The following is a 22672-nucleotide window of genomic DNA, read 5'->3' on the forward strand; positions in this document are numbered from 1 at the left end:
GCCCGCTCAGGCCCGTCCGTGCCGGTAGTGGTGGTACGTGTGATGCGCCGCGAAGCCCATCCCGCCGTACAGCGCCCGCGCGCCGTCATTGCCGTTCTCGACCTGCAGCCAGGCCGCCGACGCGCCGTCGGACAGCGCCTGCCGGGCCAGTGCGGCCATCACCGAGGTGGCGAGCCCCTGCCTGCGGCGCCCGGGGTCCACCTCGACCGCCATGAACCCCGCCCAGCGTCCGTCGACCACGCACCGGCCGATGGCGGCCGGGACGTCACCGCTCCCGGGCACGGAAGCGAACCACACCGAGGGCCCGCTCGCCAGCACCTTGCGCACATGCGGTCCCGGAGTCCCGGTCCGGCCGTAGCGCCGCAGCCACCCCTCGTCGCAGGAGCGCGAGAGTTCCACGCGCGCCCCTTCCGCGTCCAGATCCCCGACGGGGGCGAGCGCGCCGATGTGCAGTTCCGCGCTGACCTCGCGCTCCCAGCCCCGTGCCGCCAGTTCCGCGCAGAGCATCTCCTGGGTGCCTTCGGCACCGGTCGCGGTCTGGATGTACGCGGGCAGCCCGCGCGCCCCGTACCACTCCCGTACCTCATCGAGCGCCTCGTCGAGGGGCCGTCCTGGGTCGCCGAGCGGCAGCGCCGAGTTGGCCCGCCGCGTGAACCCGGCGGCGGCCCGCAGCTCCCAGTCGCCGAGCGGCTCGCTCTCCACCGGCTGCCAGGCGCGCGCCGAGACCCGCGCCAGCTCCTCGTAGGAGGCGGCGGGGCCGCGTCTGCGCGCCGGCGCGGCGGGCACGACCTTGCCCGCGACCAGCGTGTCCTCCGCGATCCGGACGCTCTCGCCACCCCTTCGTGTGATGAGCACCACACCGTCGTCCCACGATGTGAGAACGCCGACCGTGTCGGTGAAACCGCCGCCGCGCTCGCCGGGGTCGGTCCGACGCCGGACTGATACACGTTTGCCCACGTCAGCGGCAGTGATGCGGACCTCAAGCCGTCCGCCCGCAGTGAATTCCACCGGTTCTCGAGCCCCTCCTGTTCGGATCATGCCCAGGAACGGAGATACTAGGGGCGGGCATCGACGACGCCGCGCTCCCGCGCGCCAGGCGAGCGGAGCCTGAGGACGGCCCGCCAACGCCCGTATCGAGGAGGAACGACAGCGTGACCTACGTCATCGCGCAGCCTTGTGTCGACGTCAAGGACAAGGCGTGCATCGAGGAGTGCCCGGTCGACTGCATTTACGAGGGCTCCCGGTCCTTGTACATCCACCCGGACGAATGCGTCGACTGTGGAGCCTGCGAACCGGTGTGCCCGGTCGAGGCGATCTTCTACGAGGACGACACTCCTGAGGAGTGGAAGGACTACTACAAGGCGAACGTCGAGTTCTTCGACGAGCTGGGTTCGCCCGGCGGCGCGAGCAAGCTCGGCCTGATCGAGCGCGACCACGCCTTCATCGCCGCCCTGCCGCCGCAGAACCAGTAGCAGCGGCGTCAAGCGCCGCCCCGGTCCCGTACGGCATGTCCCGCGTACGGGACCGGGGCGTTTGTCCATCCACGCAAGCCGGGAGTCCGTACGTGTCCGCAGTTTCCGACCGCCTTCCCACCTTCCCCTGGGACAAGCTGGAGCCCTACAAGGCCACGGCGGCCGCCCACCCCGGCGGCATCGTCGACCTCTCGGTGGGCACGCCGGTCGACCCGGTGCCCGAGCTGATCCAGAAAGCGCTGATCGCGGCGGCGGACTCGCCGGGCTATCCCACGGTGTGGGGCACGCCCGAGCTGCATGACGCGCTCACCGGCTGGTGCGAGCGGCGCCTCGGCGCGGCCGGCCTCACGCACCGCAACGTCCTGCCGGTCGTCGGCTCCAAGGAGCTGGTGGCCTGGCTCCCGACGCAGCTGGGCCTCGGTCCGGGCGACGTCGTCGCCCACCCCCGGCTCGCCTACCCGACGTACGAGGTGGGCGCGCGCCTGGCCAGGGCCGAATACGTCACCTACGACCCGGACGTGTTCGCCTCCGACGCCGCGGTGGCGGGCCTCGACCCGGCCGGGATGAAGCTCCTCTGGCTCAACTCGCCCTCCAACCCGACCGGCCGCGTCCTCTCCGGGGACGAGCTGAGGCGGGCCGTGGCCTGGGCGCGCGAGCACGGCGTGCTGCTCGTCAGCGACGAGTGCTACCTGGAGCTCGGCTGGGAGGCCGACCCGGTCTCCGTCCTGCACCCGGACGTGTGCGGCGGCTCCTACGAGGGCATCGTCGCCGTCCACTCGCTCTCCAAGCGCTCGAACCTCGCCGGCTACCGCGCCGCGTTCATCGCCGGTGACCCGGCCGTGCTCGGCGATCTGCTGCAGATCCGCAAGCACGGCGGCATGATGACGTCGGCGCCCACCCAGGCGGCCGTCGTGGCGGCGCTCGGTGACGACCAGCACGTGCGCGAGCAGCGCGAGCGGTACACGGCCCGGCGCACCGCCCTGCGCGAGGCCCTGGTGAAGCACGGCTTCCGCATCGAGCACAGCGAGGCGAGCCTCTACCTGTGGGCCACGCGCGGGGAGTCCTGCTGGGACACCGTCGGCCATCTCGCGGACCTGGGCATCCTGGTGGCGCCAGGCGACTTCTACGGTCCCGCGGGCGAGCGGTTCGTCAGGGTGGCGCTGACGGCGACGGACGAGCGCGTGGCGGCGGCGGTCGAACGCCTGGCGCTCTGAGGGACGCCCGGACATGGCATAGGGCTGCCAAGAAGCCAAGAAGCCAAGAAGCCAAGAAGCCAAGAAGCCAAGAAGCGGGGCATGACGTAGGGCCCCGAGCCGAGTGGCTCGGGGCCCTACGTCATGGGGGTCGCTCGATCAGCCGAGCGGCAGACCCTGGGTCGGCAGCCCGCCCTCGGTCAGCGCGTCGGTGGGCAGCCCGCCCTCGGTGGCCGTGCCCGCGGTGTCGCCGACGACCTTGCCCGCGGCGCCGGCGACGTCGCCGACGGCCTTCTGGGCGACCGGCGTCGTCGTCTTGGCGCTCTGGCCGACGATCTTCGTGGCGGCGGGCACGGACTTCTTCACGGCCTTGCTGCCGGCCTCACCGGCGAGGTTGCCGGTGTTCTGGGCGGCGCCGTCGACGGTGTTGCCGAGGTTCGCGGTGTCCAGCGCGGTGAGCCCGCCCAGGTCGGGAGCGGCGGGGAGGGCGCTTGCGGAGCCGGCCGCACCGACCACGGAAGCTGCTCCCGCAGCGCTGAGCAGCGCCGCGCGGGCGATCCGGCGGGTCAGGGGGAGGGACATGATGCTCCTTCAGACGGGAGAAGACGGTGAGGTGTCCGGCCGGATCGTCCCCGGCGTCCCACCGGATGGGTTCCGGCGCTCGGACGCAGTGAATACCGCTCAAGGCCCCGATTGGTTACGGCGGGCCAACGTAAAGAGTCGGCAATGCGTCGCATAATCGGCTCCGGACAAAAGCGGGCAGAGAACGCACGTCTCGTGACACCCGCAGAATCCTTCATTCCCTTTGCCCCCAAGGGATCAGGGGCAGGCGCAGCAGGTCGGGGGCGGAGTGACCGCCCGCCCGCCGAAGGACGGTCTCCATGCCCCCGCAGGGGGACGGGTCGCACTACTGCGCGGTGACGATCCGGACCCGGTCGGCCGCACCGGGGCCCGCGGCCCTGCCCGCCGCCACCTCGTGCCACGTACCCGAACCGCCCGCGCGCCACTCACGGCCCGCGTACGAGACGCGCTCCACGCCCAGCGCCGACGACTGCGCCACAGCCCAGTGCGCCAGCTCCCAGCCGCGCCGCGGCGCCTCGCCGCCCGCCGCCGCGGTGGCGGGCACCGGGACCGTCACCGTGCGGCCCCCGGCCGCCTCCGGGCGCACGGCACGGCCGAAGTCACGCTCCAGCGCGGCCCGCACCTCCGCGGGGCCGCCGGGGGCCGCGCCGGGGCGGCCCTCGCAGCTGAACGTCGCGGGCGCGCGGCCGGTGAGCGCGGCGGCGAGCAGCAGGGCGTCCGGCTCGTGCTTGGCGTAGGCCTGCGGATAGCCGCTGCGCTGCACGCGCTGCGCGGCGACCGTGAGGGGCAGCCGCGAGTAGCCGGGGACCTCGGCCAGGTGCGCGTAGAACCGCGCCGCGGAGTAGGCCGGGTCCATGATCTGGCGCTCGTCGCCCCAGCCCTGCGTGGGGCGCTGCTGGAAGAGGCCGAGCGAATCGCGGTCGCCGAAGCGGATGTTGCGCAGGCCCGACTCCTGGAGGGCGGTCGCGAGGGCGATGGTCACGGCCCGCTCGGGCATGCCGCGCGAGGTGCCGACGGCGGCGACCGTCGCGGCGTTCTCCGCCTGCTCGGCCGTGAACTCGTACGAGGCGCCGTCGCCGTTGGCCGACACCACCGTGCACCGGGGGGAGGGCTTGCCGCCGTACACGTACTGCACGGCGACATAGCCGGCGACGGCGAGCAGCACCGCGACCGCGGTGCCGAGACGGGTGAGGCGGCCGCGCCGGGGGATGGTGGGTGGCTCTGGCACGCGTCCAAGGTACTGGAGTCCGCCGACGGGCCGTCCCGCCCTCGGAGGTTAGGGTCGTCCGCATGTCTCAGACCCCGCTTGACCTCACGCTGGACGCCGCCGAGCTGACCGCCCGCCTTGTCGACTTCCCGTCGCCGAGCGGTTCGGAGGCGGCCCTCGCCGACGCCATCGAGACGGCCCTGCGCGGCCTGCCGCACCTCACCGTCGACCGGCACGGCAACAACGTGGTGGCCCGCACGAACCTCGGCCGCGCGGAACGGGTCGTCCTCGCCGGGCACATCGACACCGTGCCGATCGCGGACAACGTGCCCTCGCGCCTCGACGAGGACGGCGTCCTGTGGGGCTGCGGGACCTGCGACATGAAGTCGGGTGTCGCCGTGCAGCTGCGCATCGCCCGGACGGTCACGGAGCCCAACCGCGACCTCACCTTCGTCTTCTACGACAACGAAGAGGTCGCCGCCCACCTGAACGGACTCGGGCACATCGCCGAGGCGCACCCCGACTGGCTCGCGGGCGACTTCGCGGTCCTCCTGGAGCCGACCGACGGCCAGGTCGAGGGCGGCTGCCAGGGCACCCTGCGGGTGCTGCTGAGGACCAAGGGGGTACGGGCGCACTCCGCGCGCGCGTGGATGGGCTCCAACGCCATCCACGCCGCCACCCCGATCCTCGTCAGGCTCGCCGCGTACGAGCCGCGCAAGCCGGTGGTGGACGGCCTGGAGTACCACGAGGGCCTCAACGCCGTCCGCATCGAGGGCGGCGTCGCCACCAACGTCATCCCCGACGAGTGCACGGTCACCGTCAACTTCCGCTACGCGCCCGACCGCAGCGAGGAGGACGCCCTCGCCTTCGTGCGCGACTACTTCGCGGACTGCGGCGTCGACGAGTTCGTCGTCGACGACCACACGGGCGCGGCCCGCCCCGGCCTCGACCACCCGGCGGCCGCCGCCTTCATGGCGGCCGTCGGCGGCGAGGCCCGCCCCAAGTTCGGCTGGACGGACGTCTCCCGCTTCAGCGCGCTCGGCGTGCCCGCGGTCAACTTCAGCCCGGGAAACCCCCTGCTCGCCCACAAGGTCGACGAGCGTGTACGCGCCTCGCTCATCCCCGAGGCGGAGGAGCGGCTGCGCAACTGGCTGACGTCGTGACCGGGTCCCCCGGCACGGTGCCGGACATCCCGAGGTCCCTCGGTCGTCACCTGCGTGGACCTAGGCTGTGGTTCCGTACGCATGGAGGGAGCAGACGATGACCGACCACGACGTCCCCGCTGCCGGGAAGCGCCCCGACGAGAAGCAGGTGGGCCCGGTGCTGCGCCGGCGCGACAAGGTGCAGGCCGGAACCACCACCGATCAGCGTCTCCTCGACTCCGACGGCCCCTCCGAGTGGGTCCACACCGACCCCTGGCGGGTCCTGCGCATCCAGTCGGAGTTCATCGAGGGCTTCGGCACGCTCGCCGAACTGCCGCCCGCGATCAGCGTCTTCGGCTCGGCGCGCACCCCGATGGACTCACCGGAGTACGCGGCGGGCGTGGAGATCGGCAGAGCCCTCGTGGAGGCCGGTTTCGCGGTCATCACGGGGGGCGGGCCCGGCGCGATGCAGGCCGCCAACCAGGGGGCCGTCGACGCCAAGGGCACCTCGGTCGGCCTCGGCATCGAGCTGCCCTTCGAGCAGGGGCTCAACCCGTACGTCGACATCGGTGTCAACTTCCGGTACTTCTTCGTCCGCAAGACGATGTTCGTGAAGTACGCGCAGGGCTTCGTCGTCCTGCCCGGCGGCCTCGGCACCCTGGACGAGCTCTTCGAGGCGCTCACCCTGGTGCAGACCCGCAAGGTCACGCGCTTCCCGATCGTCCTCTTCGGCACGCAGTACTGGAGCGGCCTGGTCGACTGGCTGAAGAACACCGTCATCGCCCAGGGCAAGGCCTCCGAGGCCGACCTCCTCCTCTTCCACGTCACGGACGACGTGGAAGAGGCCATCTCCCTGGTGACGAAGGAAGTCGGGAAGTAGCCCCCACGCGCGCGGGAGCCCGTCGGGGCCCCCGCGCGCGTGCCGAGGCCCGCGCGGGGCCGCTCAAGCCAGTCCGCGCCGCGCCACGGCGGGGGCCCTGTGCCCCGCGATCGTCGCCACCATGTCGAGCACCTGGCGCGTCTCCGCGACCTCGTGGACGCGGTAGACCTGCGCGCCGAGCCAGGCGGAGACCGCCGTCGTCGCCAGGGTGCCGATGACGCGCTCCTTGACCGGCTTGTCCAGGGTCTCGCCCACGAAGTCCTTGTTGGAGAGCGAGACCAGGACCGGCCAGCCCGTCTCCACCATCTCGCCCAGCCTGCGGGTGGCCTCCAGGCTGTGCCGGGTGTTCTTGCCGAAGTCGTGCCCGGGGTCGATGAGGACCGCGTCGCGCGGCACCCCGAGGGCGACCGCGCGCTCGGCCAGGCCGACCGTCACGCGCAGGATGTCGGCCATCACGTCCTCGTACGCGATGCGGTGCGGCCTCGTGCGCGGCTCGGCCCCGCCCGCGTGCGTGCACACGAGCCCCGCCCCGTGCCGCGCGGCGACCTCGGCGAGCCGGGGGTCGACCCCGCCCCAGGCGTCGTTCAGCAGATCGGCACCCGCCTCGCAGACGGCCTCGCCGACGTCGTGCCGCCAGGTGTCGACGCTGATCACCACCTCCGGGAAGCGTTTGCGCACCTCGGCGACGAAGCCGACCGTACGGCGCGCCTCCTCCTCGGCGGACACCTCGTCGCCGGGGCCCGCCTTGACGCCCCCGATGTCGATGATCGCGGCGCCCTCGGCCACCGCCTGCTCCACGCGGGCCAGGGCCGGCTCGTCCCGGAACGTCGCCCCCTGGTCGTAGAACGAGTCCGGTGTCCGGTTCACGATCGCCATGATCACCGGCTCGTGCGCGTCGAACTCGCGCCGTCCAAGCCTGAGCATCCCCTGTGGCCCTCCTGGGTCCTCGTCGCGGTTCGGCCGCCTGCGACCTTAACTGTCACAGCCGCATGGCACGATCGGACACTGACACTTTCAGCACGGGCAGTCGAGCGTGGGGGCCTGCAGCCATGGTCTTGTTCTTGTTCCTGGTCATCGCCCTCGTCGTGGTGGTCGGCGCGGTGACCCTCGCCGTCGTGGGCGGCGGCGAGAGCGGGGCCCTGCCCGACGCCGCGCCCGAGCGCCTCACCGACCCGCTGCCCCCCGACCGGCCCCTGCGCCGCGCCGACGTCGACGCGCTGCGCTTCCCCCTGACCCTGCGGGGCTACGACATGGTGGACGTCGACGAGGCCCTCAGCCGCCTGGGCGCGGAGCTCGCCGAGCGGGACGCCCGCATCGCCGAGCTGGAGGCGGCCCTCGCGGGCGCCCAGGCCACGGCGGTGGCGGGCCCGTCCCTCTTCGACGGGTACGCGCCGAGGCGGGCGGACGACCCGTACACCGCCCCGCCGCGCGCCGAGGACGGGTTCGACGACGCGCCACGCCCCTCCGAGGGAGTCCACGACGAGCGCGGCGAGAGAGGCGACGACAAGTGAGCACGACGAGCGACGCGGTCGCGGGGCCCGACGGCGGCCTGCGCTGCCCCTGGGGCCTGTCCACCGAGGACTACGTGCTGTACCACGACGCCGAGTGGGGCCGCCCCGTCCGCGGCGACGACGCCCTGTACGAGCGGCTCAGCCTGGAGGCCTTCCAGTCGGGCCTGTCCTGGATCACGATCCTGCGCCGCCGCGAGGGCTTCCGCGCGGCCTTCGCGGGCTTCGAGATCGCCTCGGTCGCGAAGTTCACCGACGAGGACCGCGAGCGGCTCCTCGCCGACACCGGGATCATCCGCAACCGCGCGAAGATCGACGCGACGCTCGCCAACGCGCGCGTGCTCGCCGGCTGGTCCGAGGGCGAACTGGACGAGCTGATCTGGTCGTTCGCCCCCGACCCGGTCTCGCGCCCGGCCCCGAGGTCGCTCTCCGACGTCCCGGCGATCACCCCGGAGTCCACGGCCCTCTCCAAGGCGCTCAAGAAGCGGGGCATCCGCTTCGTCGGCCCCACCACGGCGTACGCCCTGATGCAGGCCTGCGGCCTGGTCAACGACCACCTCGCGGACTGCGTGGCCCGCGAGGCGCCGAGACCGTAGCCCGAAGGTCAGCGGCCCAGGTACTTCGGCTCCTCCTTGGCGATGAAGGCCCGGACGGCGATGGCGTGGTCCTCGGAGGCGCCCGCCCTGGTCTGGAGCTCGTCCTCCTTGTCCAGGGCCTCGTCCAGGGAGTGCTCCGCCGCGTAGGCGAGGGACTCCTTGAGCGCGGCGTAGGCGAGGGTCGGGCCCTTGGCCAGGGCGCGGGCCACCTTCGCGGCCTCGGCGGCGAGCTGGTCCGCGGGCACGACCTTGGTGGCGATGCCCAGGTCGTACGCCTCCTGCGCGGTGATGTTCCGCGGGAAGAGCAGCAGGTCCGCGGCGCGGCCGGGGCCGATCACGCGCTGCAGCGTCCAGGAGACGCCCGAGTCGGCGGTGAGGGCGACCCCGGCGAAGGAGGTGTTGAACTTGGCGGTGTCGGCGACCACGCGGTAGTCGGCGGCGAGCGCGAAGCCGAGGCCGGCTCCCGCGGCGACGCCGTTGACCCCGGCCACGACCGGCTTCGGCATGCCGGCCAGCGCGCGCACTATGGGGTTGTAGTGCTCCTTGACGGTGCTCATCGTCTGCCCGGTGCCGGCCTCGCGGTCCGCCATGAGGGAGCCGATGTGCTCCTTGAGGTCCTGGCCGACGCAGAAGGCGCGCCCGGTCGCGGTCAGCAGCACGGCGCGCACGGCGGGGTCGTCGGCGGCGGACCTGATGGCGTCCCGCAGGGCGGCCTTGGCCTCCGTGTTCATGGCGTTCATGGCCTCGGGACGGTTGATCGTGATCGTCGCGAGTCCGTCGCTGACCTCGTAGAGCACGCTGTCGGCCATGGTGAACCCTTCCGTTTGTCCGGTACGTGGCTCCTCAGCATGACGGAGATCATCGAGGTCCGGCATGAGGGCGGATATGTGACCTGCGTCTAACAATTGCGGGCCGACGGGGCATGCGGGGCGGCGAAGTATCGCAGGCACATCGCCGAATTGGGTGGTTTTGCGGGCGCGCGTTGCGCAAGCGATGCCGACCGATGTTGGTCATCGGGTCCCGCCATGCGGGATAATGGCCTGGAAGCAATATGTTCGATGCCGGTGACACCTGGGTTGTCGGCTGCGATGAGCTGGTTTCAGGAAGGGGAACGAGCATGGCGGCCATGAAGCCGCGGACGGGCGACGGCCCGCTCGAGGTGACCAAGGAGGGGCGGGGCATCGTCATGCGCGTTCCGCTCGAAGGCGGCGGACGACTTGTCGTCGAACTGACTCCGGACGAGGCCGACGCGCTCGGCGACGCCCTGAAGAAGGTCGTCGGCTGACGCGGAAGCGCGCCCAAACTTCCCACTGCCCCGGCTCCCGAGCGGACCCGGGGCAGTGCTTTTTCCTGGCCGGGGGCCCTTCACTGAGAGGCGAGACCCGGAAAGGGGCGCGGGGAACCACGCACAGAGCCAAGAGGCGCGGCGCGAAACCACGCGGCGGGGCGGAAAGGGGCGCGGGGAACCGCGCACAGAGCCAAGAGGCGCGGCACGGGACGGCGTGGGCGAGGCCCGTCAGGGGCGCGGGGAACCGCGCACAGAGCTGAAAGGTGCGGCACGAAACCACGCGGCGGGGCGGAAAGGGGCGCGGGGAACCGCGCACAGAGCCAAGAGGCGCGGCACGGGACGGCGTGGGCGAGGCCCGTCAGGGGCGCGGGGAACCGCGCACAGAGCTGAAAGGTGCGGCACGAAACCACGCGGCGGGGCGGAAAGGGGCGCGGGGAACCGCGCACAGAGCCAAGAGGCGCGGCACGGGACGGCGTAGGCGAGGCCCGTCAGGGGCGCGAGGAACCGCGCACAGAGCTGAAAGGCGCGGCCCGGAACCACAAAACCGTACGGAGCCTAGAGGTGCAGCACGGAACCACAGGGCACCGCACAGAGCCAAGAGCTGCAGCACGGAACCGCGAGGCACCCCGCAAGAACCGCCAAGGCCACCGCAGAGCTACCGCTTGACCGCACAGAGCAACCCATCCCCCACAGGCAACAGCGAAGGCACGAGCTCCACACTCTCCCGCACGGTCCGCAGCAGATCCCGCAGACAGAGGACTTCGACGGGCTGCGGCCCGGAATCGACGGTCCTCCCGTCCGCGAAGGCCCCCTCGAAGCAGACGAGCCCACCCGGCCGCAGCAGGCGCAACGATTCAGCGAGGTATTCGAGGGACTCCATGCGGTCCCCGTCGCAGAACACGAGGTCGTAACCGCCGTCGGCGAGCCGCGGCAGGACGTCCAGCGCCCGCCCCGGAATGAACCGTGCCCGGTTCCCCGCGAAGCCGGCGGCCCGGAAGGCCTGGCGGGCGAACTGCTGCCGCTCCGGCTCGGGATCGACCGTGGTCAGGACCCCGTCGGGCCGCATGCCGTGCAGCAGGTGGATGCCCGACACCCCGGTCCCCGTACCGATTTCGGCCACTGCCTTCGCGTCAACCGTGGCGGCGAGCATCCGCAGCGCGGCGCCGGTGCCGGGCGACACCGAGGGCAGCCCTGCCTCCCGGGCCCGGTCACGGGCCCAGCGCAGCGCCTCGTCCTCGGCGACAAAGGCGTCGGCGAACGCCCAGCTCGTCTGCCGGTTGCCGGTAATGGCCCTCTCCTGTCCCCGTGGTTGCCTGGCCGTGACTGTATCCGTTGGCGCCGGGAACCCGCAGATGAGGCCGGGCGTTAATAGGGGGTGTGAGGACGGCGGGGGTCACGGATGGATCAAGTCTTGAAGCGGGCGCCTCGAAGCGGCAGGACAACCGCTGAGAAGCCCGTACCAAATTCACGTAAAAACGCTTATCCGGAGCTAACGGGCGAGGTGGTTATGGTAGGGGCTCCACTGGACACCACCAGAGCCGACAGGGGAGGTGCGGCTGCGTCCGCGGATCGGGGAGGAGTGCTCCGGCGCTTTCTCGGATTGGCGGGTGAGCCGAAATCCGTGACCGACACCGCTGACCGCATCCGTGCCAACGACTCCGCTCAGACCGCGACCTTTGCCGCTGACGCGGAATCGCAGGCGTGGACTCCGCCCACATGGGAGGAGATCGTCAGCACACACAGCGGCCGCGTGTACCGCCTGGCGTATCGCCTGACAGGCAATCAGCACGACGCCGAGGACCTCACCCAAGAGGTCTTCGTCCGTGTCTTCAGGTCCCTCTCGACCTATACGCCGGGCACGTTCGAGGGCTGGCTGCACCGCATCACCACGAACCTCTTCCTGGACATGGTGCGCCGCAAGCAGCGCATCCGCTTCGACGCCCTCGGGGACGACGCGGCCGAGCGCCTCCCCAGCCGCGAGCCCTCGCCGCAGCAGGTGTTCAACGACACGCACTTCGACGCCGACGTCCAGCAGGCGCTCGACACCCTCGCGCCCGAGTTCCGCGCCGCGGTGGTCCTCTGCGACATCGAAGGACTGTCGTACGAGGAGATCGCCGCGACCCTCGGCGTCAAGCTCGGCACGGTCCGCAGCCGTATCCACCGGGGCCGTTCCCAGCTCCGCAAGGCCCTCAAGCACCGCTCTCCCGAGGCCCGCGCGGAGCGCCGTGCGCTCGGTGCCGACACCCCTGCCCTCCAGGCAGTGGGGGCCCCCGGAGCCGTGGCGCTGGGAGGAGGGGGCGCGACCGCGTGAGTGGATCACGGGCGAATCCCGCCGAGCGGCCCCTGGCCGACGCGGAGCAGCATCTGGGAGACCGGCTCGCCGCCCTGGTGGACGGTGAGTTGGGTCATGACGCGCGCGAGCGCGTCCTCGCGCATCTGGCGACCTGCCCGATGTGCAAGACCGAGGCCGACGCACAGCGCCGCCTGAAGAGCGTCTTCGCGCAGGCGGCACCGCCGCCGCCCAGCGAGAGCTTCCTGGCCCGTCTCCAGGGCCTGCCCGCCGGTGGCATGGAGCCGCCCGACGGTCCCAGACCCCCGGGCGACGGAGAGGGCTTCGCCACCGGGGCCGGCTCCGCCGGGCTGCCGAGGGCCGGACTCTTCGGCGTGAACACCGAAGGCTTCGTGGGGTATGTCCCCTCGGGTGCCCACGCGGCCGTCCTGCCCGGTGAGGGGCGCGGTTTCCGCATCCATGACGTCACGCGGCACGAGGGCGACCGCTCGCTCTGGCGCGGACGCCGCTTCGCGTTCGCCGCGGCCGGCGCGGTGTCCCTGGCCGCCATCGCGCTCGGCGGCGTCACGGCGGGCGTCCCCGCCGACACGAGCGACACCAGGGCCGGCGGCTCCAAGGCCAACAGCAACGTCACGCCGCAGCGCCCCCAGGGCGCGGGTTCCGCCGTGTCGCCCGACTCCGTGCGCCGCCGCGGGGCCGGTAATCCGCTGTCGGTGCAGGGCCAGCGCCCCGGTGCCCTCGCGGCGCCGGTCGCGCCGGCCGAGGTGACGGGGCCGTTGCTGCCGGGAGGCCCCGCGCAGCCGCTGCGCCCACGGACGTCGGCGTACGCGGTGACGGCGCCGCTCCTCGCGGGCGCCGCCGCTGTCTCCCCGCTGATAAGCCCGCCGCAGCCGGGCCACCGCGGCGCCGCGCCGCCCGGCGTGACGGTGCCGCCGGCGCTCAGGTCCGTGCAGGCGGGGGGCGCCGACTCGTCGGACACCACCGCGGCGGCACCGGGTCCGGGCCCGTCGCGGGGCACGGCCGCGCTCCGCTGACGCGACGGCGCCCTGCGCACACGCGCGGGAACCTGGTTGAATCTCGGTGGGCCGTGCCCGCCGGGGGGACTTGGCGGGCGCGGAGTTGAGATTCGTATCGGCGTGCGCCGCGGGCCAGTTGTGGGGAGAGCATGGACGAGGGCAAGCCCACGCAGGGGGCCTGGTGGAGCCGCCCCCGGACGGAGACGCCGGGAACGGCCCATCAGTCACCACAGGCTCCGGCGCCGTCGCCCGACCAGCCACAGGACCAGCCACCGAGCACGCAGCCCCCGGCCGGTCAGCCGCCGAGCGCCCAGCACCCCGCAGGTCAACCGCAGCCCCTGGCTGACCAGCCCCCGGCCGGTCAGCCGCAGCCGCCGAGCGCCCAGCACCCCGCAGGTCAACCGCAGCCCCTGGCTGACCAGCCCCAGCCCCAGCCCCAGCCGCCTACCGGGCAGCCGCAGCCGCAGCCGCCCCTGGGGAGCAGCCAGGTCCCCGGCACCCCGCCGCCCGGCACCCCGTCGCCCGGCGCGCAGGCACCCGGCGGTGCCGCCGACGACGAGCGGGCGCGGCCCCTGCACGACCCGGACCCGTACAGCACGCCGCCCTACGGCGAGCCCGGCCCTTGGGCGCCCGCGCCCCCCGTACAGCACCCGATGGCCACGCCCGGCCACGGCGCCCCGCTCCCGGCGGCGGTCGCGCACAGCGGCACGCCACCGCACGGCACCCCGCACCCCCAGGCCACGCCCGGCCACGGAACGCCCCTCCCGGCGGCGACGCACGGCACCCCGCAACCGCAGGCCACCCCCGGCCACGGCACCCCGCTCCCCGCAGCGGTCGCGCACGCCGCCCCCACGCCGTACCAGGGCGCACCCCAGGGGCCGCCCCGGCAGCCGTACGATCCGTGGAACGCGCCGCTCCAGCAGACCGGGGCCCCCGCCCCGGAGGGCGAGGAGAAGAAGCGCAAGCGGGTCCGGCGGACGCTTCTCGTCGGGGTCATGATGGTCACGCTGGTCTCCGGCGGCATCGGCGGCGCGATCGGCGCCTACGTCGAGCGCAACGGCGGGGTCGGCGACATCGAGCTGAGCCAGTCCGGCACCGAGTCCAAGGACCGCCCCAAGGGCAGCGTGGCCGGGATCGCCTCCGCGGCCCTGCCCGGCGTGGTCACCCTGCACGTCCGGGGCGACTCGGCGCAGGGCACGGGCACCGGCTTCGTCCTGGACGGCAAGGGCCACATCCTCACCAACAACCACGTCGTCGAGCCCGCGGGCACCGGCGGCGAGATATCGGTGACGTTCAGCGGCGGCGAGACCGCCGAGGCGGAGGTCATCGGCCGCGACTCGGGCTACGACCTGGCGGTCGTCAAGGTCTCGGGCGTCCGGGGCCTGAAGCCGCTGACCCTCGGCAACTCCGAGAACGTCCGGGTCGGCGACCCGGTCGTGGCGATCGGCGCCCCCTTCGACCTGGCGAACACGGTGACCTCGGGGATCATCAGCGCCAAGGAGCGGCCCATCACCGCGGGCGGCGAGAAGGGCGACGGCAGCGACACCTCGTACGTGGACGCCCTGCAGACCGACGCGCCGATCAACCCGGGCAACTCGGGCGGTCCGCTGGTCGACTCGAAGGCACGCGTCATCGGCATCAACAGCGCCATCCGCTCCGCCGGCGACCGTTCGGAGCAGGGCGGCGGCCAGGCGGGCTCCATCGGCCTCGGCTTCGCGATACCCATCAACCAGGGCAAGCGCGTCGCGGAGGAGCTGATCAACTTCGGCAAGGCGACGCACCCCGTGATCGGGGTCACGCTCGACACCGAGTTCACGGGCGACGGCGCCCGCATCGCGGACAAGGGCAAGGACGGCGGCCCCTCCGTCAGCGAGAACGGCCCCGGCGAGAAGGCGGGCCTCAAGCCCGGCGACGTCATCACCGAGGTGGACGGCCAGGCCGTGCACTCCAGCGACGAGCTGATCGTCAAGGTCCGCGCGCACCGGCCCAAGGACCGCCTCGACCTCACGGTGGAGCGTGACGGCAGTGACCGGGAGGTGACCCTGGTGCTCGGAGCGGCGAGCGGCGACTGATCCGGTTTGTGGTGCAGCGGCTACCGGACAGACACCGGTGGCGGGTACCGTGGACGCGGTCCGGCCTGAGGACATCGCAAGGAGCTCAAGGTGTTCAATGACATTGGCGCACTCGAGATAGTGACGCTGGTCGTCCTCGCCGTGCTCATTTTCGGTCCCGACAAGCTGCCGAAGGTCATCCAGGACGTCTCCCGCACGATCCGCAAGATCCGGGAGTTCTCGGACAGCGCGAAGGCGGACATACGGCAGGAGCTGGGCCCGGAGTTCAAGGACTTCGAGTTCGAGGACCTGAATCCGAAGAAGTTCATCCGCAAGCAGCTGGACAACGACGAGCTCGGGCTCAAGGAGATCCGCAACGGCTTCGACCTGAAGAAGGAGATGAACGAGGTCGCGGACGCCGTGCACGGCCGCGACAGCGACTCCGACTCCACGTCCCCGGCCTCCGCGGAGACCGCCGCCTCCTCGTCCGGCACCCGCGTGGACATGCAGAAGAAGCCCGCGAACCCCTCCTCCGGCGACCGTCCCCCGTTCGACGCGGACGCCACCTGAGGCCTCGCCTGACCCGTCGCCGCCCACCGGTGTGGCTATCCTGCCTTGTTGTCCGGCGTGAGGACGCCCGAGGGGGGCGGGCCGCTCCGGACCTACGAGAGCGAGGAGGCGGCCGGGTACATGGAGACGACGAGTCGGGTGGGCACGAAGGCGGCGGTCGCGGACGGCACCGCACAAGCGGCGCCCTCCGCCCGGCGCACGGTCGACGGCTACCTGTTGGCGCCCTTCCCCTGGTACGGCCTGGACGAGGCCTTCACGGGACCGCGCTGGCTGATGCAGGTCGGCGCGACGGCGGACGGTTCGGTGGAGCACGGTTCGATCGGCCACGGCGAGGAGCCGTCGGTCCGCGGTGAGGGCACCATCGGCAACAGCGACAACGAGCGCTTCACGGTCGTGGTGACGGTCGCGGCCAATCCGGTGCGGCGCACCGCGGACGGCACCGGTGTCCTGGAGGCCACGTCGGTCTCGTCGGCGGCCTGGCTCGCCGGGGTGGGGCTCCTGTCGCACACCTGGCCGAGCCAGATGGAACACACGCTGCGCGACGACTGGCTGGACCAGCAGACCGAGACGGCGTGGGTCCTCGCGGACGATCTGGAGGGCGCCGACTGGTCGTCGCTCTCCCTGCCGGTGGACGGCGTCCCCACACCCTTCCACTACCGCGAGTCCGAGTACGGCTGGGTCATCGCGGGCTCCACGAAGGAGAGCGTGCACCTGGGTGCCTACGGGCGCGGCATGAGCCCGTACGGTCTGGGTTTCGCCGTGGTCAAGGACATCAGCGCGTACGCCTGACCGGCGGCGAGCCGGAGCGCGCCCCCGAGAGCGCCCCGCGGCGCGCTCTCGGGGTACGGCGGCTCCTCAGAACTTGTTGCGCGGCGTGATCCCCAGCGACATGCCCGAGAGGCCGCGCTGACGGCCGCCCAGCTTGCCGGCGATGGAACGCAGGGCCGAGCCCGCGGGGGAGTCCGGGTCGGTCAGGACGACCGGCTTGCCCTCGTCGCCGCCCTCGCGCAGACGGACGTCGATCGGGATGGAGCCGAGGACCGGCACCGTGGCGCCCGTCGTCCGCGTGAGCCCGTCGGCGACCTTCTGGCCGCCGCCCGTGCCGAACACGTCGACCATCTCGTCGCAGTGCGGACAGGGCAGCCCCGACATGTTCTCCACCACGCCCACGATCTTCTGGTGGGTCTGTACGGCGATGGAACCCGCCCGCTCGGCGACCTCGGCCGCCGCCTGCTGCGGCGTCGTCACGACGAGGATCTCGGCGTTCGGCACGAGCTGCGCCACGGAGATCGCGATGTCGCCCGTGCCCGGCGGCAGGTCGAGGAGCAGGACGTCGAGGTCGCCCCAGTAGACGTCGGCGAGGAACTGCTGGAGGGCGCGGTGCAGCATCGGGCCGCGCCAGACGACCGGGGCGTTGCCGGGGGTGAACATGCCGATGGAGATGACCTTCACGCCGTTCGCCGACGGCGGCATGATCATGTTCTCGACCTGGGTGGGCTTGCCGTCGGCGCCCAGCATGCGCGGCACGGAGTGGCCGTAGATGTCCGCGTCCACGACGCCGACCTTGAGGCCGTCGGCGGCCATCGCCGCCGCGAGGTTCACCGTGACCGAGGACTTGCCGACGCCGCCCTTGCCGGACGCGACGGCGTAGACACGGGTCAGCGAGCCGGGCTTGGCGAAGGGCACCTCGCGCTCGGCGGTCCCGCCGCGCAGGGCGGCCGCCAGCTCCTTGCGCTGCTCGTCGCTCATCACGTCGAGCGTGACGTCGACCCGCGTGACGCCCTCGACGGCGGCGACCGCGTCCGTCACGTTCTTGGTGATCGTCTCGCGCATCGGGCAGCCGGAGACCGTGAGGTACACGGTGACGGCCACCGTCCCGTCGGCCGCGATGTCCACCGATTTGACCATCCCCAGCTCGGTGATGGGTCGGTGGATCTCGGGGTCGTTCACCGTCGCCAGTGCTTCACGCACCGCGTCTTCCGTAGCCATGGAACCGATAGTACGGCGCGGTAACCCCCGGCGGGAAAGGCCCGTCAGCGGTCGTCTGCGTCACGTCCCCGTCCGCCGTCGGACGGGAATACCACGCGGTTCTCCGGCCGGCTCTCGGGATGCTGCCCGATCCGCTGCTCCTCCAGCTCCTTGACCAGGTCCTGGAGCTCGCTGCGAATCCAGTCGCGGGTCGCCACCTCGCCGAGTCCCATGCGCAGCGAGGCGATCTCGCGGGTGAGGTACTCGGTGTCCGCGATCGACCGCTCGTTCTGTTTGCGGTCCTGTTCGAGGTTGACGCGGTCGCGGTCGTCCTGGCGGTTCTGCGCGAGGAGGATCAGCGGGGCGGCGTACGACGCCTGGAGGGAGAGCATCAGCGTCAGGAAGATGAACGGGTACTGGTCGAAGCGCAGGTGGCCGGGGGCCGTGACGTTCCACACCACCCACAGGATGATGACGACCGTCATCCAGACGATGAACCTGCCGGTGCCGAGGAAGCGCGCGATCCGCTCCGAGAGCCGGCCGAACGCCTCCGGGTCGTAGTCCGGCAGCAGCTTGGGGCGCGGAGTGCGCGGCTGGTCGAGGCGGAACCGTTGGGTCCGCGGCTCGGCGCGGTTCTCGCGCTCCCGGTCAGCCGCCGCCATGGTCCGCCGCCTCCTCCTCCAGATGGAACTCCGTCTCACGCCAGTCGTCGGGCAGCATGTGGTCCAGTACGTCGTCGACCGTGACCGCCCCGAGCAGCGAGCCGCCCTCGTCGACGACGGGCGCCGCCACCATGTCGTACGCCGCGAAGAACCCGGCGACGGTGGGCAGGTCGGCGCCCGGCGCCAGGGGCTGCAGGTCGTCGTCGATGATCGATCCGACGAGCGTGTACGGGGGGTCGCGGAGCAGCCGCTGGAAGTGCACGGTGCCCAGGTACTTGCCGGTCGGCGTCTCGTCGGGCGGACGGCAGACGTAGACCTGGGCGGCGAGCGCGGGGGAGAGGTCCTCCATGCGGACGCGCGCCAGGGCGTCGGCGACCGTCGCGTCGGGGCGCAGCACGATCGGCTCGGTCGTCATCAGCCCGCCGGCGGTGCGCTCCTCGTAGGCCATGAGGCGGCGCACGTCGGCGGCGTCGGCCGGCTGCATCAGGGTGAGCAGGCGTTCCTTGTCCTCCTCGGGCAGCTCGGCGAGGAGGTCGGCGGCGTCGTCGGGGTCCATGGCCTCCAGGACGTCGGCGGCGCGCTCCTCCTTCAGCTTGCCGAGGATCTCGATCTGGTCGTCCTCGGGCAGCTCTTCGAGGACGTCGGCGAGCCGGTCGTCGTCGAGGGCGGCGGCCACCTCGGCGCGGCGCTTGGGGGAGAGGTGGTGCAGGACGTTGGCGAGGTCGGCGGGGCGCAGCTGCTCGAAGGTGGCGAGGAGGTTCTCGGCGCCCTGCCCGTGCTCCTCCAGGGAGAAGCCGTCCACAGCACCCCAGTCGACGGTGAGCGTCTCGCCCTTGCGCCGGAAGGTGCCTGCCTTGCCCTTGCGTACGAAGATCCGGTCGATCTCCCAGTCGCGGCGGGCCGGAAGCTGCTGGACCGACACGTCGAGGACGGTCACCTCCTCGCCGGTCTCGACGAGGTGGACCCGGCGGTCGAGCATCTCGCCGAGGACGAGCCGCTCGGTGGGCCGCTGCTCGAAGCGCCGTACGTTGAGCACGCCGGTGGTGATGACCTGGCCGGACTCGATGCCGGTGACGCGCGTCATGGGCAGGAAGATGCGGCGCCGGGTCGCCAGCTCGACGACGAGGCCGAGCAGCCGCGGGGGCCTGCGGCCCACCCGGAGCATCGCCACGAGGTCGCGGACGCGTCCGACCTGGTCGCCGTTGGGGTCGAAGACGGAGATGCCGGAGAGGTGTGACACGAACACCCGGGGGGCGCCTGCCGCCATGCGTGCGCCTCCTCCTGCTGCGGGTTTCCGGCGTTTCGTCCGCCAATACGGACTTCAGGCTAGCCCGTCCCGGTCGCCGACGCCCCGGCGGAGGGTCCGTACGGACTGGCGCCGGGTCACTCGTCCGGCCCAGGTACGCTGCCGTACTGCCGTAGCCGTAGGCCGTCCGCACGAGAGGCAGCGCCACCTGTGACCGCACTTCCCCTGGCCAGCCGAGTCCGCAGGGCAGCGTTCGTGGGCGCGGTGTGCGCCGGTGTGGTCGCGGGCACCACGAGTCTGACCGGGTGCGGTGGCGGCGGCGAGGACCCGGACGCGGGCACGAACGGCGTCGGCAGGCTCTCGGCCTCGAAGATCCAGAGCAGGGCCGGCAAGGTCGCGGAGGCGGCGTCGGGGGTCAGGCTCTCCGGCACGGTGGTGAGCAAGGGGCACACCTACTCCCTCGACATGCGGCTGAAGGACGACGGAGGCACTGGTTCCGTCACCTCCAAGGGGCAGACGTTCCAGCTGCTCCGTGTGGGCGAGCAGCTGTTCCTGAAGGCCGGCTCGGAGTTCTGGACGCACGAGGGCGACGGCGAGCAGCCGCGGAAGGCGGACCAGGCGGCGGCCGCCAAGCTGGACGGCAAGTATGTGAAGGTGCCGAAGGGCGACCCGGCGTACGAGCAGCTCAGCGGCTTCACCGACAAGGGCGTGCTCCTCGCGGGCATGCTCACGCTGCACGGCAAGCTGGCCAAGGGCGACCGCGGCAAGACGGGCGCCATACGCACCATCAAGATCACCGGTGATCAGGGCGCGGGCGGCACGCTCAGCGTCGCCCTGGACGGCCGGCCGTACCCGCTGCGGTTCGAGCGCGGCGGCCACGCGGGCACGCTGAAGCTGACGGAGTGGAACAAGGACTTCCCCCTGCGGGAGCCGGGCACGTCCGAGATGGTCGACTACGGCAAGCAGTTGCCGACGTCGTAGCGGCCGCGGGACGGCCGGGAACGCGGGGGCGTCAGCCCCGCCTCCGCCTGAGGAGCAGCCGGGGCAGGGCCACCGGGGCCGGCAGCCGGGTGGTCGCCGCGCTCGGCAGCGGCGCCGCGGCGAGGGAGTCGTCGGGCAGCCCCGGGACGACACCGCTCGGCGCCAGCCGCACGACCCTGCACTGCCGCGCCCACCGCTCGGTCATCCGCTCGGCGTCCGGCGCGTTGAGCCGCTTGCCCTTCAGCTCGGCGACGGCCGCCTCCCACGCCTCGGAACCGGGCGGCAGTTCGCGGACCTCGGCCGTCCAGGCGACGACCCGCCCGCCCTTGTCCTTGCTGCGTACGGTCACCTCGGCGGAGCCCCCGTCGACGAGGCCCGGCAGCGGCTGCTCACCGGGGCCGTCGCCGACCAGGTGCGCGGCGCCCTCGTGCCAGACGTGCCACAGCGCCCGGGCGGGCGATCCCTCGCCCCGCACCCAGATGAGGCCGGACTTCTTGGTGGCCTCCTCGACGAGGGCGCGGTCGAGCAACGGGTCAGCAGTCATGGCGGCAGCCTATCGACTGGCGCCCGGGGCGACCGAAGGGCGGAGTGACCGGCGCTCAGAGCCAGCCGTTGCGCTTCAGGGTCCGGTGGATCGCGTAGCAGACGCCGCCGATGAGGCAGAGGACCATCGGGTAGCCGAACCGCCAGTGCAGCTCCGGCATGTGGTCGAAGTTCATGCCGTACACCCCGCAGACGGCCGTCGGCACGGCGATGATCGCCGCCCACGAGGTGATCTTGCGCATGTCCTCGTTCTGCGCGACGGCGGCCTGCGCGAGGTTGGCCTGGAGGATCGAGTTGAGCAGTTCGTCGAAGCCGACGACCTGCTCCTGGACGCGCGTCAGGTGGTCGGCGACGTCACGGAAGTACTTCTGGATGTCGGGGTCGACGAGCCGCATGGGCCGCTCGCTGAGCAGCAGCATCGGCCGCAGGAGCGGGGAGACGGCCCGCTTGAACTCCAGGACCTCGCGCTTGAGCTGGTAGATCCGCCCGGCGTCGACGCCGCGCGCGGAGCCCTTGCCCTTGCTCGGGGCGGAGAACACCTCGGTCTCCACCTCGTCGATGTCGTCCTGCATGGCGTCGGCGACCGCGATGTAGCCGTCGACGACGTGGTCGGCGATGGTGTGCAGGACCGCGGAGGGGCCCTTGGCGAGCAGCTCGGGGTCCTCCTGGAGACGGCGGCGCAGGGCGCGCAGCGAGCCGTGTCCGCCGTGCCGGACGGTGATGAAGAAGTCCCGGCCGGTGAAGCACATCACCTCGCCGGTCTCCACGATCTCGCTGGTGGCCGTGAGTTCGGCGTGCTCGACGTAGTGGATGGTCTTGAAGACGGTGAAGAGCGTGTCGTCGTACCGCTCCAGCTTGGGCCGCTGGTGGGCGTGGACCGCGTCCTCCACGGCCAGCGGGTGCAGCCCGAACTCGGCGGCGATACCCGCGAATTCGGCCTCGGTGGGCTCGTGCAGCCCGATCCAGGCGAAGCCGCCCTCGCGGCGCACCTGGAGCATCGCCTCGTGCGGCGAGAGGGTGTCGGCGCACTCCAGGCGCCGTCCGTCGCGGTAGACGGCGCAGTCGACGACGGCTGACGCGGCGTCGCGGGTGGCGTCGTAGGAGTCGTACGAGCCGGAGTAGGGGCCGCCCTCCTTGCGCAGCGAGGGGCGGACGGCGGCACGGAGGTCGCGGATCATCGACATGGGCAGGCTCCTTCGACGGAGGCCGCCTGCAACGGTTGGAACTGCCCGGAATGGGGACGTCCTGCGAAAGAAATGTTTGGCACGTCCGCAAAGCGGGGAGCACCGCACCGTCGCGGTGGCAGCTTCGCTACTGACACAGATCAGATAACTCAGACAGATCAGGTGAAAACGAAGTGCTCTTCCGTCGCACACGGCACGAACAGTGCGTGAGGTGCGTGTGTGTGCGTGCGCAGCTACCGGGCTGCGTGGATCACCGGGCGGAAGAGCGGGTGGTACTGCACGGTCGACTTCGG

At 72.3% G+C, this 22672-nt stretch carries 25 protein-coding genes; 13 read left to right on the forward strand and 12 right to left on the reverse strand.

All coding sequences use genetic code 11. The features are described 5' to 3' along the window. Window positions 1–6 precede the first annotated feature (6 nt). Entirely contained in the window at window positions 7–1008 is a 1002-nt protein-coding gene (locus AB0I16_RS29240) for a GNAT family N-acetyltransferase (protein ID WP_363252614.1), read from the reverse strand. Window positions 1009–1151: 143 nt separating this feature from the next. Between AB0I16_RS29240 and fdxA the strand changes: the two genes are divergently transcribed. Beyond that, a complete protein-coding gene (gene fdxA / locus AB0I16_RS29245) occupies window positions 1152–1472 on the forward strand; it encodes a ferredoxin (protein ID WP_030573070.1) in 321 nt (106 codons plus the stop codon). A gap of 92 nt (window positions 1473–1564) precedes the next feature. Beyond that, window positions 1565–2686, forward strand: a complete 1122-nt coding sequence (locus tag AB0I16_RS29250; protein WP_363252615.1) for a bifunctional succinyldiaminopimelate transaminase/glutamate-prephenate aminotransferase — start codon at window positions 1565–1567, stop codon at window positions 2684–2686. Between the two features lie 138 nt (window positions 2687–2824). Here the strand turns inward: AB0I16_RS29250 and AB0I16_RS29255 are convergent, their stop codons facing one another. Beyond that, the gene (locus tag AB0I16_RS29255) at window positions 2825–3247 is read right to left on the reverse strand and encodes an ATP-binding protein (RefSeq protein ID WP_363252616.1); all 423 of its coding nucleotides are present in this window, start codon (window positions 3245–3247) and stop codon (window positions 2825–2827) included. A 325-nt stretch (window positions 3248–3572) separates the two neighbouring features. After that, window positions 3573–4475 carry a heavy metal transporter gene (locus AB0I16_RS29260; RefSeq protein WP_363252617.1) on the reverse strand — a complete coding sequence of 301 codons (903 nt, stop codon included), beginning with the start codon at window positions 4473–4475 and terminating at the stop codon, window positions 3573–3575. 62 nt (window positions 4476–4537) lie between these two features. Between AB0I16_RS29260 and dapE the strand changes: the two genes are divergently transcribed. Then, complete coding sequence (dapE, locus tag AB0I16_RS29265; RefSeq protein WP_363252618.1) at window positions 4538–5617, forward strand: succinyl-diaminopimelate desuccinylase; 1080 nt, start codon at window positions 4538–4540, stop codon at window positions 5615–5617. A gap of 97 nt (window positions 5618–5714) precedes the next feature. After that, entirely contained in the window at window positions 5715–6476 is a 762-nt protein-coding gene (locus tag AB0I16_RS29270; RefSeq protein WP_363252619.1) for a TIGR00730 family Rossman fold protein, read from the forward strand. Between the two features lie 63 nt (window positions 6477–6539). Here AB0I16_RS29270 and folP read toward each other — a convergent pair whose 3' ends face one another. Further along, entirely contained in the window at window positions 6540–7400 is an 861-nt protein-coding gene (gene folP / locus AB0I16_RS29275) for a dihydropteroate synthase (RefSeq protein ID WP_363252620.1), read from the reverse strand. Between the two features lie 125 nt (window positions 7401–7525). Here folP and AB0I16_RS29280 point away from each other — a divergent pair, with 125 nt between their 5' ends. Together AB0I16_RS29280 and AB0I16_RS29285 are read left to right on the forward strand one after the other, a co-directional pair. Further along, window positions 7526–7987 (forward strand): DivIVA domain-containing protein, encoded by a 462-nt coding sequence (locus tag AB0I16_RS29280; RefSeq protein WP_363252621.1) that lies wholly within the window; start codon window positions 7526–7528, stop codon window positions 7985–7987. Continuing rightward, on the forward strand, window positions 7984–8580 hold the full coding sequence (locus AB0I16_RS29285) for a DNA-3-methyladenine glycosylase I (protein ID WP_363252622.1): 597 nt from the start codon (window positions 7984–7986) through the stop codon (window positions 8578–8580). The genes AB0I16_RS29280 and AB0I16_RS29285 overlap by 4 nt, the downstream gene beginning before the upstream one ends. 8 nt (window positions 8581–8588) lie before the next feature. On the opposite strand, the gene AB0I16_RS29290 is transcribed toward AB0I16_RS29285, so the two are convergent. Continuing rightward, window positions 8589–9389 (reverse strand): enoyl-CoA hydratase-related protein, encoded by an 801-nt coding sequence (locus tag AB0I16_RS29290; protein WP_363252623.1) that lies wholly within the window; start codon window positions 9387–9389, stop codon window positions 8589–8591. A gap of 308 nt (window positions 9390–9697) precedes the next feature. Between AB0I16_RS29290 and AB0I16_RS29295 the strand changes: the two genes are divergently transcribed. Continuing rightward, window positions 9698–9865, forward strand: a complete 168-nt coding sequence (locus AB0I16_RS29295; protein WP_003966491.1) for a DUF3117 domain-containing protein — start codon at window positions 9698–9700, stop codon at window positions 9863–9865. A 658-nt stretch (window positions 9866–10523) separates the two neighbouring features. On the opposite strand, the gene AB0I16_RS29300 is transcribed toward AB0I16_RS29295, so the two are convergent. Next, a complete protein-coding gene (locus tag AB0I16_RS29300; protein WP_363252654.1) occupies window positions 10524–11222 on the reverse strand; it encodes an O-methyltransferase in 699 nt (232 codons plus the stop codon). A 153-nt stretch (window positions 11223–11375) separates the two neighbouring features. Here AB0I16_RS29300 and sigE point away from each other — a divergent pair, with 153 nt between their 5' ends. Then, entirely contained in the window at window positions 11376–12179 is an 804-nt protein-coding gene (gene sigE / locus AB0I16_RS29305) for an RNA polymerase sigma factor SigE (protein WP_363252624.1), read from the forward strand. After that, complete coding sequence (locus tag AB0I16_RS29310) at window positions 12176–13192, forward strand: zf-HC2 domain-containing protein (protein ID WP_363252625.1); 1017 nt, start codon at window positions 12176–12178, stop codon at window positions 13190–13192. The genes sigE and AB0I16_RS29310 overlap by 4 nt, the downstream gene beginning before the upstream one ends. A 206-nt stretch (window positions 13193–13398) precedes the next feature. Here the strand turns inward: AB0I16_RS29310 and AB0I16_RS29315 are convergent, their stop codons facing one another. Beyond that, window positions 13399–13752 (reverse strand): hypothetical protein, encoded by a 354-nt coding sequence (locus AB0I16_RS29315; RefSeq protein ID WP_363252626.1) that lies wholly within the window; start codon window positions 13750–13752, stop codon window positions 13399–13401. 75 nt (window positions 13753–13827) lie between these two features. Here AB0I16_RS29315 and AB0I16_RS29320 point away from each other — a divergent pair, with 75 nt between their 5' ends. The 3 genes from AB0I16_RS29320 to AB0I16_RS29330 all read left to right on the forward strand — a co-directional run bounded on the left by AB0I16_RS29320 (window position 13828) and on the right by AB0I16_RS29330 (window position 16584). After that, window positions 13828–15246: a trypsin-like peptidase domain-containing protein gene (locus tag AB0I16_RS29320; RefSeq protein ID WP_363252627.1), complete on the forward strand. Its 1419-nt coding sequence runs from the start codon at window positions 13828–13830 to the stop codon at window positions 15244–15246. A gap of 90 nt (window positions 15247–15336) precedes the next feature. Continuing rightward, complete coding sequence (locus AB0I16_RS29325) at window positions 15337–15795, forward strand: sec-independent translocase (RefSeq protein ID WP_363252628.1); 459 nt, start codon at window positions 15337–15339, stop codon at window positions 15793–15795. Between the two features lie 120 nt (window positions 15796–15915). Further along, a complete protein-coding gene (locus AB0I16_RS29330) occupies window positions 15916–16584 on the forward strand; it encodes a hypothetical protein (RefSeq protein ID WP_363252629.1) in 669 nt (222 codons plus the stop codon). 66 nt (window positions 16585–16650) lie between these two features. Here AB0I16_RS29330 and AB0I16_RS29335 read toward each other — a convergent pair whose 3' ends face one another. The 3 genes from AB0I16_RS29335 to AB0I16_RS29345 are packed head-to-tail and all read right to left on the reverse strand — an operon-like array spanning window position 16651 to window position 19692. Next, entirely contained in the window at window positions 16651–17784 is a 1134-nt protein-coding gene (locus AB0I16_RS29335) for an Mrp/NBP35 family ATP-binding protein (protein ID WP_363252630.1), read from the reverse strand. Between the two features lie 44 nt (window positions 17785–17828). Next, window positions 17829–18425: a DUF1003 domain-containing protein gene (locus tag AB0I16_RS29340; RefSeq protein WP_363252631.1), complete on the reverse strand. Its 597-nt coding sequence runs from the start codon at window positions 18423–18425 to the stop codon at window positions 17829–17831. Further along, window positions 18412–19692 carry a CBS domain-containing protein gene (locus tag AB0I16_RS29345; protein WP_363252632.1) on the reverse strand — a complete coding sequence of 427 codons (1281 nt, stop codon included), beginning with the start codon at window positions 19690–19692 and terminating at the stop codon, window positions 18412–18414. Before AB0I16_RS29345 ends, AB0I16_RS29340 begins: the two co-directional genes overlap by 14 nt. A 189-nt stretch (window positions 19693–19881) precedes the next feature. On the opposite strand from AB0I16_RS29345, the gene AB0I16_RS29350 reads away from it, so the two are divergent. Further along, on the forward strand, window positions 19882–20652 hold the full coding sequence (locus tag AB0I16_RS29350; protein ID WP_363252633.1) for a hypothetical protein: 771 nt from the start codon (window positions 19882–19884) through the stop codon (window positions 20650–20652). Window positions 20653–20683: 31 nt separating this feature from the next. Here AB0I16_RS29350 and AB0I16_RS29355 read toward each other — a convergent pair whose 3' ends face one another. Beyond that, the gene (locus AB0I16_RS29355; protein WP_363252634.1) at window positions 20684–21196 is read right to left on the reverse strand and encodes a hypothetical protein; all 513 of its coding nucleotides are present in this window, start codon (window positions 21194–21196) and stop codon (window positions 20684–20686) included. A gap of 55 nt (window positions 21197–21251) precedes the next feature. Further along, window positions 21252–22379, reverse strand: coding sequence for a magnesium and cobalt transport protein CorA (locus AB0I16_RS29360; RefSeq protein ID WP_363252635.1), 1128 nt, complete (start codon window positions 22377–22379; stop codon window positions 21252–21254). Window positions 22380–22672: the final 293 nt, after the last annotated feature.

Source organism: Streptomyces sp. NPDC050703 (assembly GCF_040654435.1).
Classification (GTDB): domain Bacteria; phylum Actinomycetota; class Actinomycetes; order Streptomycetales; family Streptomycetaceae; genus Streptomyces.